This is a genomic window from Flexivirga sp. G2 (assembly GCF_055397625.1).
Genome location: NZ_AP039675.1, coordinates 4238553 through 4252746, shown reverse-complemented (window position 1 = coordinate 4252746; position 14194 = coordinate 4238553). Strand labels below are relative to the sequence as shown.

Annotated in this window: 12 protein-coding genes; 5 read left to right on the top strand and 7 right to left on the bottom strand. The window is 67.3% G+C overall.

Features of this window, described 5'->3' with window-relative positions; all coding sequences use genetic code 11:
- Nucleotides 1–60 precede the first annotated feature (60 nt).
- On the top strand, nucleotides 61–579 hold the full coding sequence (locus ACZ50J_RS20540; RefSeq protein ID WP_464299010.1) for an Lrp/AsnC family transcriptional regulator: 519 nt from the start codon (nucleotides 61–63) through the stop codon (nucleotides 577–579).
- Nucleotides 580–653: 74 nt separating this feature from the next.
- The gene (locus ACZ50J_RS20535) at nucleotides 654–2183 is read left to right on the top strand and encodes an APC family permease (protein ID WP_464299009.1); all 1530 of its coding nucleotides are present in this window, start codon (nucleotides 654–656) and stop codon (nucleotides 2181–2183) included.
- 7 nt (nucleotides 2184–2190) lie between these two features.
- Here the strand turns inward: ACZ50J_RS20535 and ACZ50J_RS20530 are convergent, their stop codons facing one another.
- Nucleotides 2191–2574, bottom strand: a complete 384-nt coding sequence (locus ACZ50J_RS20530) for an ankyrin repeat domain-containing protein (RefSeq protein WP_464299008.1) — start codon at nucleotides 2572–2574, stop codon at nucleotides 2191–2193.
- Nucleotides 2575–2629: 55 nt separating this feature from the next.
- Complete coding sequence (locus tag ACZ50J_RS20525; RefSeq protein ID WP_464299007.1) at nucleotides 2630–2956, bottom strand: DUF4235 domain-containing protein; 327 nt, start codon at nucleotides 2954–2956, stop codon at nucleotides 2630–2632.
- Between the two features lie 168 nt (nucleotides 2957–3124).
- Between ACZ50J_RS20525 and ACZ50J_RS20520 the strand changes: the two genes are divergently transcribed.
- Nucleotides 3125–4219, top strand: a complete 1095-nt coding sequence (locus tag ACZ50J_RS20520) for a phosphatase PAP2 family protein (RefSeq protein ID WP_464299006.1) — start codon at nucleotides 3125–3127, stop codon at nucleotides 4217–4219.
- Here the strand turns inward: ACZ50J_RS20520 and ACZ50J_RS20515 are convergent.
- The gene (locus ACZ50J_RS20515; protein WP_464299005.1) at nucleotides 4142–4954 is read right to left on the bottom strand and encodes a thioesterase family protein; all 813 of its coding nucleotides are present in this window, start codon (nucleotides 4952–4954) and stop codon (nucleotides 4142–4144) included. The two genes, ACZ50J_RS20520 and ACZ50J_RS20515, sit on opposite strands and share 78 nt — an antisense overlap.
- Before the next feature lie 94 nt (nucleotides 4955–5048).
- Here ACZ50J_RS20515 and ACZ50J_RS20510 point away from each other — a divergent pair, with 94 nt between their 5' ends.
- The gene (locus tag ACZ50J_RS20510) at nucleotides 5049–7289 is read left to right on the top strand and encodes a heavy metal translocating P-type ATPase (RefSeq protein WP_464299004.1); all 2241 of its coding nucleotides are present in this window, start codon (nucleotides 5049–5051) and stop codon (nucleotides 7287–7289) included.
- 149 nt (nucleotides 7290–7438) lie between these two features.
- On the opposite strand, the gene ACZ50J_RS20505 is transcribed toward ACZ50J_RS20510, so the two are convergent.
- Nucleotides 7439–8878, bottom strand: coding sequence for a protein kinase domain-containing protein (locus tag ACZ50J_RS20505; RefSeq protein WP_464299003.1), 1440 nt, complete (start codon nucleotides 8876–8878; stop codon nucleotides 7439–7441).
- 140 nt (nucleotides 8879–9018) lie between these two features.
- Here ACZ50J_RS20505 and ACZ50J_RS20500 point away from each other — a divergent pair, with 140 nt between their 5' ends.
- On the top strand, nucleotides 9019–10317 hold the full coding sequence (locus ACZ50J_RS20500) for an MFS transporter (RefSeq protein ID WP_464299002.1): 1299 nt from the start codon (nucleotides 9019–9021) through the stop codon (nucleotides 10315–10317).
- 4 nt (nucleotides 10318–10321) lie between these two features.
- On the opposite strand, the gene ACZ50J_RS20495 is transcribed toward ACZ50J_RS20500, so the two are convergent.
- The 3 genes from ACZ50J_RS20495 to ACZ50J_RS20485 all read right to left on the bottom strand — a co-directional run bounded on the left by ACZ50J_RS20495 (nucleotide 10322) and on the right by ACZ50J_RS20485 (nucleotide 14114).
- The gene (locus tag ACZ50J_RS20495; RefSeq protein ID WP_464299001.1) at nucleotides 10322–11131 is read right to left on the bottom strand and encodes a hypothetical protein; all 810 of its coding nucleotides are present in this window, start codon (nucleotides 11129–11131) and stop codon (nucleotides 10322–10324) included.
- The gene (locus ACZ50J_RS20490) at nucleotides 11112–11825 is read right to left on the bottom strand and encodes a hypothetical protein (RefSeq protein WP_464299000.1); all 714 of its coding nucleotides are present in this window, start codon (nucleotides 11823–11825) and stop codon (nucleotides 11112–11114) included. The genes ACZ50J_RS20495 and ACZ50J_RS20490 overlap by 20 nt, the downstream gene beginning before the upstream one ends.
- A gap of 153 nt (nucleotides 11826–11978) precedes the next feature.
- Complete coding sequence (locus ACZ50J_RS20485) at nucleotides 11979–14114, bottom strand: MMPL family transporter (RefSeq protein WP_464298999.1); 2136 nt, start codon at nucleotides 14112–14114, stop codon at nucleotides 11979–11981.
- Between the last annotated feature and the right edge of the window lie 80 nt (nucleotides 14115–14194).

Sequence of the window (14194 nt, the reverse complement as noted above, 5' to 3'; positions counted from 1 at the left end):
GCCGGGCAAATTGCATCGATTGCTGCCGTCATACAAGACGTATGGCGCCATACTGCTGGTATGGCGAAGCGAACGTCCACAAGCGGTGCGCGTCAACGCGGTGTCACCGGACAGTCGGCGGAGCACCGCGTCCTCGACGAGGTGGACCGGCAGATCATCGGTGCGCTCGAGCGGGACGCGCGCCTGTCGGTGCGTGCGCTGGCGGAGCGGCTGCACCTGTCCCGTGCCGCGACCTACGCCCGGCTGCAACGGCTGCTGGACGACGGCGTGATCGAGGGCTTCGCCGCCCGGGTCGTGCCGCACCTGGCGGGGCTGCAGACGACGGCATACATCGCCCTGCAGATCGAGCAGAACACCTGGCGCTCGGTGTCCGCGGCGCTGGCGAAGCTCGACTACATCGACTCGATCTCGCTGCTGGGGTCCGAGTTCGACGTGCTCGCCCTCGCGCACGCACCCGACAACCAGTCGTTGCGGGCGCTGGTGCTCGAGCGGATACAGGCGATCCCCGGTGTCATCGGAACGCGGACCTGGCTGGCCTTCGAGGAGATCCGCGGCGCCGGGGCGCCCTGGGCTGGATAACGGGCCGGTCTCGGTCCCCGAACACTGCGGCCCGGATCCCGCGCCGCCCGCGTGGTTGCTCGTAGTCTGCCGCGATGGGACTGTTGCGAACGCTCGTCCGAACCAAGGACGTCGACACCGTCATACATCAGAATGACGAGTCCGAGACCGGTGGTGAGGGACTCGCCAAGAACCTGTCGTCGAGGGACCTGATGGGCTTCGGCATCGGGATCGTCATCGGCACCGGCATCTTCACCCTCACCGGTGTCGAGGCCAAGAACCAGGCCGGCCCGGCGATCGTGGTGTCCTTCGCCATCGCCGGTGTCATCGCCATGCTGGCCGCGCTCTGTTATGCCGAAGTTGCCGCCGCCGTGCCGACCGCCGGCAGTTCCTACACCTACGCCTATACGACGATCGGCGAGATCTTCGCCTGGATCATCGCGTGGGACCTGGTGCTGGAGTTCAGCCTGGGCGCGGCAGTGGTCGCCCGTGGCTGGTCCGGTTACCTGCAGAGTTCGCTCGGCCTGCACGGGGGGTTCTGGGACCACATCATGGGTGAGGGTTCGACGGTCAACCTCGGCGCCGTGTTCATCGTGCTGGTCCTCGGCACCGTCGCGGCGGTCGGCATCAAGGAGGCCAAGTGGGTCACCAACGCGCTTGTCGTCATCAAGGTCACGGTCTGCATCTTCGTGATCGTGGCCGGTCTGTTCTTCCTCAAGGCGTCGAACCTGACGCCGTTCTTCCCGAAGGCGGTCCCGGCGCACGGCGGCGGCGATGAGCTGAAGCAACCGCTCTGGCAGTGGATTTCCGGCATCTCGCCCTCGTCGTTCGGCATCGCCGGCGTGCTCGTCGCGGCAGCCGTGGTCTTCTTCGCATACAGCGGTTTCGAAGCGGTCGCCAACCTCGGTGAGGAGACCAAGAACCCGGGCAAGGACATGCCGCGTGGCTTGATCGGCACCCTCGTCATCTGCACCTTCCTCTACCTCGCCGTGTGCTTCGTCATCACCGGCATGGTGAAGTACACCAACCTGGACGAGGGCGCGCCGATCTCCGAGGCGTTCAAACCGCACATCGGGATCGCCGGATTCCTCATCGGACTCGCGGCCGTGTGTGGCCTGAGTTCGGTGATCCTGGTCGACATCGTGGCGATGGGCCGGATCGGTTTCGCGCTGTCCCGTGACGGTCTGCTGCCCGAGGGTGTCGGGCGGGCGCACCCGAAGTACAAGACACCGTTCGTCCTGACGCTGGTCGTCACGGCGGTCGTCGCCGTGATCGCGGCCTTCGTCAAGCTCGCGACACTGGCCGAGATGGTGAGCATCGGAACGCTCTTCGCCTTCGTCGTCGTGGCGATCGCGGTGGCGGTGCTGCGGCGGACCAAGCCGCGCATGGACCGTCCGTTCCGCACGCCCCAGGTTCCGCTGCTGCCGATCATCACCGCGCTGTGCTGCTTCGCGCTGATGGCAAGCCTGGCGGTCGAGACCTGGGCGCGCTTCCTGGTGTGGCTGGCGATCGGCCTGGTCGTCTACTTCGCCTACGGCCGCAAGCACTCGACGCTGGCCCGCGGTAGTCGAGGCAAGAAGCCGGGGCTCGAGCTCGGCAAGACCGCGGACGAAGGTCGCGGCTGACGGCGACTCAGCGCAAGAGGTCGCCGCGGCCGAAGAGCTCGGCCGTGGCAGCGGCCGACGGGGAGCCGGCGTCGACATCGGCGCCGGCTTCCAGCAGCAACCAGACGATGGTGTCCTCGCCCTTGAAGACCGCGCCGGCCAGCGGCGACTGACCGCGGTCGTTGAGCCGGTTGACGTCGGCGCCGCGCTCGAGCAGCGCGGAAACAACGGCGGCCTGCCCGTGATAGGCGGCCAGCATCAGCAGGGTGTTGCCGCCGGAGTCGGCGAGGTCGACCGGCATACCGCCGTCGAGCCTGGCGAGCAGGGTGTCCAGGTCGCCGCCGCGCACGAGGTCACCACAGGCAGCGGCGTGGTCCGCCGTTGTCGCGTCGGCCGGGTTCGCGTCATTCATAAGGTGACCCTAACCCACCCGCGGCGTGCGCATAAGCCGTCGAGAACGGCGCGGGTCAGGCCTTGCCGACCTTCTTGTCGGCCTTCAGCTGGGCAGCCTTCTTCTGCTGGGCCTTCACGACCGGCGGCGGCACGTGTCCGGAGGTTTTGGTGTAGTAGTCCGACGCCTTGCGCTGAGCGTAGGCGCGGAAGCCACCGGCGATCGCGGAGGAGACGACCGCGAAGACCGCCACCTGCATCGCGGAGTACTCCGGGTCGTGCTTGTCGACGGGCGGAGTCCCGCCGGTCGCGGTCTTCCAGGTCGCCGTGGTCGCCTTCTTCGCGGCCTTGCCCGCGGCGATGCCGGACACCGTGAGAAGCACTTTGTACGCGATCCCAGCCATAGTCTTGCAATCTCCGTTCGTCAGCCGGCGCGGTCGTCGTGCACCGCGCTGTTCCTGCACCGAGCCTGCCACATCCTGCACATCTGCGGCGAGACGCGACCGTCCTGCGGCATACGGGCTTCGGCGACCGGCGGTCTCGGACCGGAACGTTTGTTTACTATGTGAACAATGGTTGCATCGGGGGAGAACAACGTCCCCACATCGTTCTCCTCCCGGATGTCTTGGGACACCGTCCGCTGGGGGGTCATCGGGCTGTATGTCGTCGTCCTGGCGGCCTTCTGCGCGACCTGGGGCGTCCCGTTGGATCGCGTCGGACTCACGCTGTGGATCGTTGCCGGACTGAGTGCGGTCTGCATCGGCAAGGGCTGGCACGCCTGGGGCCGGATGATGCTGGACTGGCTGCCGTTCCAAGGGATTCTGCTGGCCTACGACTACAGCTACGGTGCCGCGTCCCATTTCACCGGCGGCCTCATCAACGGCTTCCCGCAGGAGGGCGCCCACAACGGCGTCGGTATGCCGCTGCACGTGATGTTCCCGATCGATGTCGATCGGTGGATGTTCGGTGGCAACCTGCCCAACCAGTGGCTGCAGGAGCACCTGAGTGGCGCCGTGCAGCAGGCGCCGTGGTGGTCGGTCTTCGTAACCCTCTGCTACTGCAGCCATTTCGTGGTGTCGCCCGTCGTCGCGGCGGTGCTCTGGATCCGGTCCCGCGAACGCTTCCGGGCCTGGGCCGCGCTGCTGGTCGCGCTGGCGGTCGCCGGGATCGCGACCTACTTCCTCTTCCCGATGAGCCCGCCCTGGCTCGCCTCCCAGCAGGGCTACATCGACGGCACCCAGGTGTTCCGCATCTCCGGGCAGGGCTGGTCCTGGCTCGACTTCCACGGCGCGGCGCAGGTGCTCGGCGACGGACAGAGCCGATCCAATCCGGTCGCGGCGATGCCGTCGCTGCACATGGCGACCGCGACATTGGTCGTCGGCTTCTTCTGGTTCGGCGTCCATCGCTGGGTGCGCCCGCTGCTGCTGCTCTACCCGGCCCTGATGGCGTTCTCGCTCGTCTACTCCGGCGAGCACTACGTCATCGACGAACTCGCCGGCGTGGTCTACGCGCTCGTACTGCTGGCGGCCTGGCGGGTACTGCGCCGCAGGCCGCTGCACCTGCCGCGCACGCTCGGCGGCCGCGGCGTCCTAGCGAGTTGGAAAGTGCCGCACCGTCAGGCACTGCTCGACCCGACCGACCGGCCCGTGGACGTCGTTCAGCACTGAGGACGTCAGGCCGAGGCCGGTGGACCCGAAGGTCACGCTGGTGTCGAGGCCGATGAGTGCCGGGTCCGGCTCACGCACGAAGTGCAGCGTCAGGTCGACGTTCGGGAACATCAGCTCGGTCGGTCGCACGCGGGTGGCGATGCCGTTGGCGGTGTCCACCAGCATCGTGTATGCCGCGATCGGTGCCGCCTCGACTCCGTCGATGAGCGCGCAGTCGGTGCGGATCCACACCTGCCGCCGGCCCTCGCGACCGCCGGGGACCGCCTGGAGCTGCAGGGAGCGGATGTAACCGCCCGGCCACTCGAGGGTGCCGTCGATCTCCTCGGTCCCGTCCGGGCTCGGCATGGCCGGCAGTTCGTTGCCGGCCAGCTCGCTCATGTCCGCGACCGCCAGTCGCCAGGCGCGGGCCCGGATGATGGTGCGGCCGCCGATGGTCAGCGTCGCCTCGAGCAGCTCGATGGTGCGGCCGGGGCGGATCGTCTCCACGTGGATCGTGCTCTCCTGCAACGGAATCATCCCGAGGATCTCGAAACAGATGCGGCCGATCTGCATGTCGTCCCGTTGATCGTGGATCGCCAGTTCGTGCGCGATGAGACCGCTGATCGGCGCCATGTGCTGCTCGGTCTCCTGCCAGGCGCCCTGCACGTGGACGGTCGGGCGGTAGACGCCGGGACCGACCGGGACGTAGTAGGCGAGGGGGGTCTCCGGGTCGGCGGTGGTGTTCACGTCGGTCACGGGACAGCAGCGTAAAGGGAGGGAACACAGGGACGACGGCCCGGTTCGGAATATACCCATGGGGGGTATAGTTGGAGCCAGTGGAGGTTGAGAGATGACTACCGAGAGTTCTCCGCACGAGGTCGAGCTGGGCATCACCGGCATGACGTGCGCCTCGTGCGCGATGCGCATCGAGAAGAAGCTGCGCAAGATCGACGGGGTCGAGGCCACGGTCAACTTCGCCACCGAGAAGGCCAAGGTCGCCTACCCGGAGGGCGTGTCCACCGATGAGCTGGTGGGCGTCATACAGGCCGCCGGGTATGACGCCTCGGTGCCCGAACCACCGCATTCCTCGGCCGACGGCGAATCGGCGGAGCCGGTCGACGAGACGGCGGGGCTACGCCACCGGATGCTGATCAGCTGGCTGCTCGCCGCACCGGTGATCGTCCTGGCGATGGTGCCGGCGTTCCAGTTCCGCAACTGGCAATGGCTGTCACTGGTCCTTGCCGCACCGGTCGTGGTGTGGGGCGGGCTGCCGTTCCATCGCGCGACCTGGAACGGGTTGCGGCACCGTACGACCACGATGGACACCCTCGTCAGCATCGGCACGATCGCGGCGTTCGGCTGGTCCCTCTACACACTCTTCATCGGCGATGCCGGTATGCCGGGCATGCGGCACGGCTTCTCGCTGACCACTCCGGCGGGCGAGGGCGCGAGCACGATCTACCTCGAGGCGGCTGCCGGGGTGACGGCGTTCCTGCTCACCGGGCGTTATCTCGAGGCCCGCTCCAAGCGGTCCGCCGGCGCGGCCCTGCGAGCATTGCTCGAGCTCGGCGCGAAACAGGTGACCGTATTGCGCGACGGGCGCGAATTCACCGTACCTGTCGAGGAACTCGCGGTCGGCGACCTCTTCGTGACCCGATCCGGGGAGAAGATCGCCACCGACGGCGAGGTCGTCGAGGGCATCTCGGCGGTCGACAACTCCGCGATGACCGGTGAGTCGGTCCCGGTCGAGGTCAGCGTCGGGTCGGCGGTCACCGGATCGGCGGTCAACGCCGGCGGCAAGCTCGTCATCCGCGCGACCCGGATAGGCGCAGACACTGCACTCGCCCAGTTGGGCCGGCTGGTCGAGCAGGCGCAGACCGGGAAGGCGCAGGTGCAACGGCTCGCCGACCGGGTCTCCGCGGTCTTCGTGCCGGTGGTCCTCGGGCTGGCGCTGCTGACGTTCCTCGGCTGGTTGATCCTCGGCGGCTCGACGGTCACGGCGTTCACGGCGGCGGTCGCGGTGCTGGTCATCGCCTGCCCCTGCGCCCTCGGATTGGCAACTCCGACAGCACTATTGGTCGGCAGTGGCCGTGGCGCCCAGCTCGGCCTGCTGATCAAGGGCCCGGAGGTCCTGGAGAGCACGCGCACGATCGACACGGTGTTGCTGGACAAGACCGGCACGGTCACCACGGGTGTGATGCGGATGTCTCACGTCATACCAGCGGCGGGGGAGTCGGCAGATGAGGTGCTGGCGCTCGCAGGTTCGCTGGAGCACGGCTCGTCGCACCCGATCGCTCAGGCGATCGCGGATGCCGCGGCCGAACGCGGTTCGCTGGCAACGGTCGACCGTATGGCGGACGTGGGCGGCCTGGGAGTCACCGGTGCAGTCGACGGGCACGATGTCGTCGTTGGGCGTCCGACCTTGTTGCAGGACAACGGCATTCAGCTGACCGATGAGCTCGCTGCCGCCATGGCGGAGGCACAACGCGGCGGCGAGACGATCGTCGCTGTCGGGTGGGACGGTATGCCGCGCGGCCTGATCGCTGTCGCCGACGAGATCAAGCCGACCTCGGCCCGGGCGGTCGCGCACCTGCGTGAGCTCGGGCTGCGTCCGGTCCTGTTGACCGGCGACCACGAGGCGGTGGCGCACGCGGTGGCCGCGAGCGTGGGCATCGATGAGGTGATCGCGGGCGTGCTTCCTGCCGACAAGGCGACCGTGGTGCGCGACCTGCTGGCCGATGGTCGGGTCGTGGCAATGGTCGGTGACGGGGTCAACGACGCTGCCGCGCTTGCGCAGTCGGACCTCGGCATCGCGATGGGCACCGGCACGGACGTCGCGATCGAGGCGAGTGACCTGACTCTGGTGCGCGGTGACCTGCGTGGCGCGGCGGACGCGATCCGCCTGTCCCGCAGCACTCTTCGGGTGATCAAGTCCAACCTGGTGTGGGCATTCGGCTACAACGTCGCTGCGATCCCGCTGGCCATGAGCGGCCGGCTCGGCCCGATGGTCGCCGGGTTCGCGATGGCGTTCTCGTCGGTCTTCGTCGTGCTCAACTCGTTGCGGTTGCGTAGTTTTCAGCCGCTGGACTGAGTCCTCTGTTGAGCTGGCCGAGGAGCGAGGAACGAGCGTCTCGAGGTCGCGACCAGGGGACCTCGAGACGTTCGCTCGTCCCTCACGAACTCCTCGGCCATCTCAGGCAGCCTCGTCCCTCGGCTGCTACTCGACGACCCCCTTTTGGACTATTCGACCGGCTCGGCGGGGGAGCTGACTGCGAGGCCGAGGGCGTCGACGAGTGCGGAGAGCCCGGACTCCCAGCCGGCGGAGACGTTGCGGACCTTCCAGGTGTCACCGCGTCGGTAGATGCGGGCGAGGACGGCGGCGCGTTCCGTGCCGAGCTCGGCAGGCAGGTGGAACTCCTCACGGTGCTCCGGGCCTTCGGCATACAGAGTGGTGCGCAGGTCGGGCAGCTCGCCGAGCGTCGCCGGCTGGTCGACCGCCATACCGAGGACGACGGCGTGCACGTCGGCTCCGAGTGCAGCGGTGTCGACCTCGATGCGGCCCGAATCCGACAGCCGCACAACGCCATCCGCAGACGTGCGGTTGTTGAAGAACACCAGGCTCTCGTCGCCGAGCGCGCGGTCGTCGGCACCGAGTTCGCAGGCGATCAGGTCCACGCTGGCGTCGCCGGCGGACTCGATCCGCAGCGAGAGCGACGAGCCGGTGAGCGGGGCGTTCTGCCCGCGGGACAGGGTGAACACCGCCTGCCGCGGGCGCGACGTGGTTTGCGGGACCGGTGTCGTCGGTGCCGATTCGGGCAGGTGTGCGACCCGGACCGGCGAGATCCGATGGGTGAGAGTCGGCGGCGACCCGATCGCGGCCTGCAACTGCTCGGCCAGCTCGACCGCGCCGTGCGGCCGGGCGTCGGGATCCTTGGCGAGCGTCGCGTGCACCACCTGACGCAGCGGCTCGGACACCGAGTCGGGCAGCGTCGGGACCGGCTGTTGGACGTGGGCCAGCGCGAAACCGACCGCCGTGTCGGCCTGGAACGGCAAGTGCCCGGTGAGCATCTGGAACGCCACGACGCCGAGCGAGTAGAGGTCCGACTGGGCCGTCGCCTCCTTGCCCATCGCGGCCTCGGGCGCGAGGTACTGCGGTGTCCCCATCACCTCACCCGCACGCGTCATCGAGGATGCGTCGAGTGCGCGGGCGATGCCGAAATCGGTGAGTTTGGCGACGGATTCGTCGTCGACCACGATGTTCGCGGGCTTCACGTCGCGGTGCACGATGCCCTTGGCGTGTGCTGCGTGCAACGCGTTGGCGGCCTGCACCAGCAGGTGCACCGCGTCGTCCTCCGGCATCGGTGCGGTCTGCGCGATCAGCTTCGACAGCGGCTCACCGTCGACCAGTTCGAGCACCAGGAACGCCGTGCCGTCGTCCTCGCCGTAGTCGTAGACCTGCGCGATGTTGCCGTGGCTCAGCTTGGCCGCGTTGCGCGCCTCGATGCGGAAGCGCGCGACGAACTCCGGGTCGTCGGTCAGGTTGGTACGCAGCAGCTTGATCGCGACCGGTCGCTCCAGCACCGAGTCGGTGCCGCGCCATACCTCTCCCATGCCGCCGCCCGCGATGCGCGAGGACAGCACGTAGCGGCCGCCGACCTCCGTGCCGTCGGTGCGTTGCATCCCTCGAGTCACCTCCGGACCCCCTCCGCGCGTTGTGGTGTGCAGCCTAACGACGTCCATCAGGTGTGCACGCGTTCCATCCGGTCGGTGGTCCGACATACATTGGAGGCCGAAATGTTCGGCATCGAACGAGGAGAAGAGTGAGCAATCTGCGCGGGATGTTCGCAGATACCCGGCCCCTGCAGGTCCCCGCTTATCGGCGGCTCTGGAGCGCCAACATCATCACCGTCATCGGCGCCCAGCTGACCGTCGTCGCCGTGCCGGCCCAGATCTACGCCGAGACGCACAGCTCGGCATACGTCGGCCTGACCGGGATCTTCGGCCTCGTGCCGCTTGTCATCTTCGGCCTGTATGGCGGGGCGCTCGCCGACGTCATGGACCGTCGGCGATTGCTCATGATCTCGACCGTCGGCCTGATCGGCTGCAGCGCACTCTTCTGGTTGCAGGCCCTGACACACGTCGACAACGTCTGGCTGATCCTGTGCCTCTTCGCCGTGCAGCAGGCGTTCTTCGCGGTGAATCAGCCGACGCGGTCGGCGATCCTGCCGCGACTGATCCCGCTCGAGCAGTTGCCCGCGGCGAACTCGCTCAACATGACGGTCATGCAGTTCGGTGCGATCGCCGGGCCGCTCGTGGGTGGCGCACTGATCCCGGTGCTGGGCTTCCAGTGGCTCTACCTGACCGACACGATCTGTCTGTTCGCGACGCTGTGGGCGGTGGTCACGCTGCCCGCGATGCCGCCGACGCACGAGGTGTCCTCCAAAGCCGGATTGCGTTCCGTCATCGACGGATTCATCTATCTACGCGGTCACAAGGTGCTGCTGATGTCGTTCCTCGTCGACATCATCGCGATGGTCTTCGGTATGCCGCGGGCGCTCTTCCCCGAGGTCGCGCACGAGAGCTTCGGTGGTCCGACGGACGGCGGCCTGGCCTTCGCGTTGCTGTTCGCCGCCATACCCGCAGGTGCCGTGGTGGGCGGGATCTTCTCCGGCTGGGTGTCCCGTGTGGAGCGTCAGGGCCTCGCCGTGATCTGGGCGATTGTGGCCTGGGGTGCGGCGATGGTCCTCTTCGGTGTCGGCGTCGGGCTGGCCGACGGGCACGCCGACGCGTTCCTGGTGTTCGCGCTCGTCGGTCTGGTGATCGGTGGCGCGGCCGACATGGCGTCCGCCGCGTTCCGCTCCACGATGCTGCAGGAATCCGCGACGGATGACGTTCGCGGCCGGCTGCAGGGCGTCTTCACCGTCGTCGTCGCGGGCGGCCCGCGGGTCGCCGACGTGGTGCACGGTGGCGCCGCCGCAGTGGTCGGCACGTCGGTCGCCGCCGCCGGCGGTGGCGTGCTGGTGATCGTGCTCGTCGTGGTGGCGGCTGTCGCCATACCCGTCTTCGTGCGGTACCGCGTGGTGCGACCGACCACGCCCGCACCGGCGCACACCCCCTGAGCTCCTATTCAGGTGGGCACAGAACCCGCAGGACGGCTTGCCCGCGTGCCGAAGCCTCTGTCGGCATCAACCGCCACGCGTTGTGTGTTTCGACGAGCCTGCGCTTCAGGGCGGCGAGTCGGCTTCGGTCCGATCCCGCCAGTTGATCGAGTTCGGTGATCGGATCGTCGATACAAGCCAAGAGGACGGCAGCATTCTGCAGATGGCGGTCGGAGTCGCGGCTGTCAGCGACGTAGGCAGCGACTTTCAGTATTAGAGCCCCGAACGGCCGCGGCACCGAGAGTGTGGTGACCTCACCCTTGCTGAGCTTGAGCCGATAGTTCGCCGTTCGTCGGAGCGCTTGTGTCCCACCGGGGACCTTGACCATGTCCATACGACGCATCTGCTCCTCGACCCTCGGGGCCGAGTGATCCGCGACGACGACATCGACAACGTCCTCTTCGGCAGGGTCGCTGCTGACAACGTCGACCCGTGCCGTTCCGCGGATGAACCTGTGGCCGGTGTTGTTGCGAGGGTCGATGTTCTGCTTGAGGGCGTAGCCGAGCGACTCGAGGGCATCGGCTGTCTTGTTCGGAGTCCCTCTGGCCGTCTCGATATGAAGTGCGATGTCGACGTCGTTCGTAGGTCTGACAGCGTTGATGCCTGCGTGGATCGCGTGGAGCTGAGTCATCAAGCCGCCGATCAGGGTCCAACGATCGGTGGGCAGAACACGAGCGAGTTCTGCGACATTTGGCCAGGGGTAGCCCCAGCCTCCGGCAGGAGCTTTCACGTTGTAGGTGGGACGTCTGACCAGGTCACTCGGAGGCTCGACCACGCGCAAACTCCTCAAGGTAGGCGGCAAGCGCCCGTACGCCGACACCGTGCTCGCGCGCGTCCATCGAAGTCGCCGCGTCCATGGCTGCGAGTACTCCGTTCCCTTCGGCCGCGATGTGCTTGATGGATCGGATGTCGAAAGTAGAGGCTCGGAGCGTCATGGCGCCGCGGTCATTTCTCTGCAGCCCGTACCGTTTCTCCAGAACTGCCAGAGCAGTCCCTTCGAGGTACCCGTCGATCTGGTCCTTCGCGCGATCGACCAATCCCAGCCGTCGACCGTCGACCATCACAAGTGATTCGCGCAGTTTGGGCGCGAGGAACTCGTACGAATCGTATGTCCGGACCACGGCTCGGTTCCGTGCACGACCGATCAACTCCAGCGGTCCGTCCTCATTGGCGGCGAGTCGCCGCAGTCGGCTTCGCAGCCTGGACGTCTGCACTTGACCCAACCAGTCAACTCTGAGACCGGATAAGAGGGCGATGGCTGCCCATGCTGTCTCTTCGTCCCAGGCCCTCGTACGTGAGAACCGGCGTTCATGGAGGTATGCGTCTATGGAGGCGCGCTCAACCACGCCGCGGCTGGCGTACCGAATCTCTTCGAGCGCGCCGAGTCGGGCGACGTGGCGCTTCGTCACGTTGAGCAGGCGGGCAGCTTCCTCAACCTTGACGTAGTCGTTCTCGAACCGCGTGGACATAACAGACATGGTCCTCTTCAGGACGTTATCTGTAAAGCACCATATGCGACACCGCCACCGCGCCAACCCCTGACCGAGCGGCATGGAAATGCACTGAGCGGCAGGAAATCCTGGTGGACTTCCCGCCGCTCGATGCGGTTCCGTGCCGGTCGATCAGGAGGTCGACACGAGCTGTTCCTCCGCGGACTCGGCCGGCGGGGCCTGCTCGTCCGCGTGACCGGGCCACCAGGCGAGGTGCCCGATGAGCGCGGTCAGTGCCGGCGTGAAGATCGTCGCCATCAGGAACGCCGCCATCACGATGCCGCACGAGAGCGCGAAGCCCATCGACGACAGCAGCGAGTTGCCGGCCAGCATCAGCGAACCGAACGAGCCGGCCAGGATCAGACCCGCCGCGCCGATCGTCGGGCCGGCGTGCCGGATGGCGACCGACGCCGCCTCCCGCGGCGACAGCCCTTGCTGTGCCTCTTCCCGCAATCGGGACACCATCAGGATGTTGTAGTCGGTGCCCAGCGCCACCACGAACATGTACATGATCAGCGGCAGCATGAACATCAGTCCGCTCTGGCCCTGGATGCCCTGGAAGATCAGCGTGGTCGCGCCGAGCGTGGCCAGGAACCCCAGGCCCACCGACACCATGAGGTACCACGGCGCCACGAGGCTGCGCAGCAACAGGCCGAGCACGATCATGATGAGGATCGCGGCGACCGGGAAGACCAGCGCGTAGTCGCGGTTCATCGCCGCCTTGATGTCGACGTAGACCGAGGTGATGCCTCCGACATACGCCGTGGAGTTCGGGGGAGCGTTCTGGTGGGCGGCGTCCCGCAACGGACCGGCCACGGTGTCGAGCGCCTGGTCGGACTCCGGGCTGTCGGACAGGATCACCGAGAAGTCGGCCGTCCTGCCGTCCTTGCTGTATGTCGGGGACGCGACCGATCCCACGCCGTCGACCTTCGCCAACTTCGCCTTGTATGACGCCATGGCGGACTTGTCGAGCGGCGAACTCGACTGGACGTAGACGTCGGTCGGCTCGGTGGCGCCGGCCGGCATGTCGCGCTCGAGATCGTGCAGCGCGACGACGGACTCGGCGGTCTTGGGCATCGACGAACCGGCCAGGTCGAACGTCGGCTTGAAGCCGAGCGCGCTGACCGCCAGGGCCAGCATGATCACGCCGGAGACGGCTGCGAAGACGGCCGGACGCTTGCCGAGGGAGCGACCGATGGCGGCATACCGGGCGCCGGTCGGCTCCTTCTGCCACGCCTTGCTCGGCCAGAACACCTTCGTGCCGAGCAGCGATACGACGGCCGGGACGAGCGTCAGTCCGGCGACGAGCGTGACCGCGACGGCGATCGCCAGCGACGGGCCCATGGCGCGCAGCATCCCGAGTGAGGACAGCGCCATCGCGAGGAACGCGATGATCACGACACCCGCAGCCGACGCGATCGCCTCGCCGACACGGGTCACCGCGGTCACCATTGCCTGCTTCGGGTCCTCACCCGCACGCAGCCGTTCTCGGTAGCGGAACATCAGGAAGAGGATGTAGTCGGTGCCGACGCCGAACAGGACGACGATCAACAACTGGTTGATCGAGCTGTCCGCCTTGAGCCCGAAACCCTTGGCAGCGAAGCCGATCAGACCGTTCGCGACCTGGCTGACGATGCCGATGAGCACGATCGGCAGGAAGGCGATGATCGGACTGCGGAAGATCACCAGCAGCAGCACGATGATCAACAGAATGGTCGCGATACCGATGATGGCGTCGGAGTTGCCGGACGCCTCCTGCTGGTCCAGGCTCTGCGCGATCGACCCTGTCGTACCGACCTTCAGATCGGTGCCCTTGACCATCGCATGCAGCTGATCGCGGACGTCCTTGGCGGTGTCGTTCAGCTCCTTGTAGTTGCCGTTGGACTGCTCGGGCGTCTTGACCAGCAGCGTCTGCACGAGCTTCTTCGGCGACGCCGGGGCAGGGATGACCTGCTGGACGTTCTTGATCTTCTTGGCCGTGAGGTCACCGGCGAACGACTTCACCTTCGCCTGATCGGCGGCGGTCAGCGGCTTGCCGTCGTCGCGTTGGAAGACACCGATCATCGACGGCGTGAATGCGGCCGGGAAGGCCTCCTTCTGCAGGTCGCCGGCCTTGATCGACTCGTAGTGACGGGGCAGGAAGTCGCTCTCGTTGCTGCTGTTGGGCAGCGCCGGCGCGAAGGCCACGATCGCGACGGCAGCCACGATCCAGCCCGCGATGATCTGCCACGGATGTTTGACGACATACCGGCCGAGGCTGGCGAACATTGCTCTCTCCTGCTGTGGGCGCATGTGGGTGACGGGCCGCGACGCGAACGGCTCCCTCTCGATCATGCCGCTCCACCGAG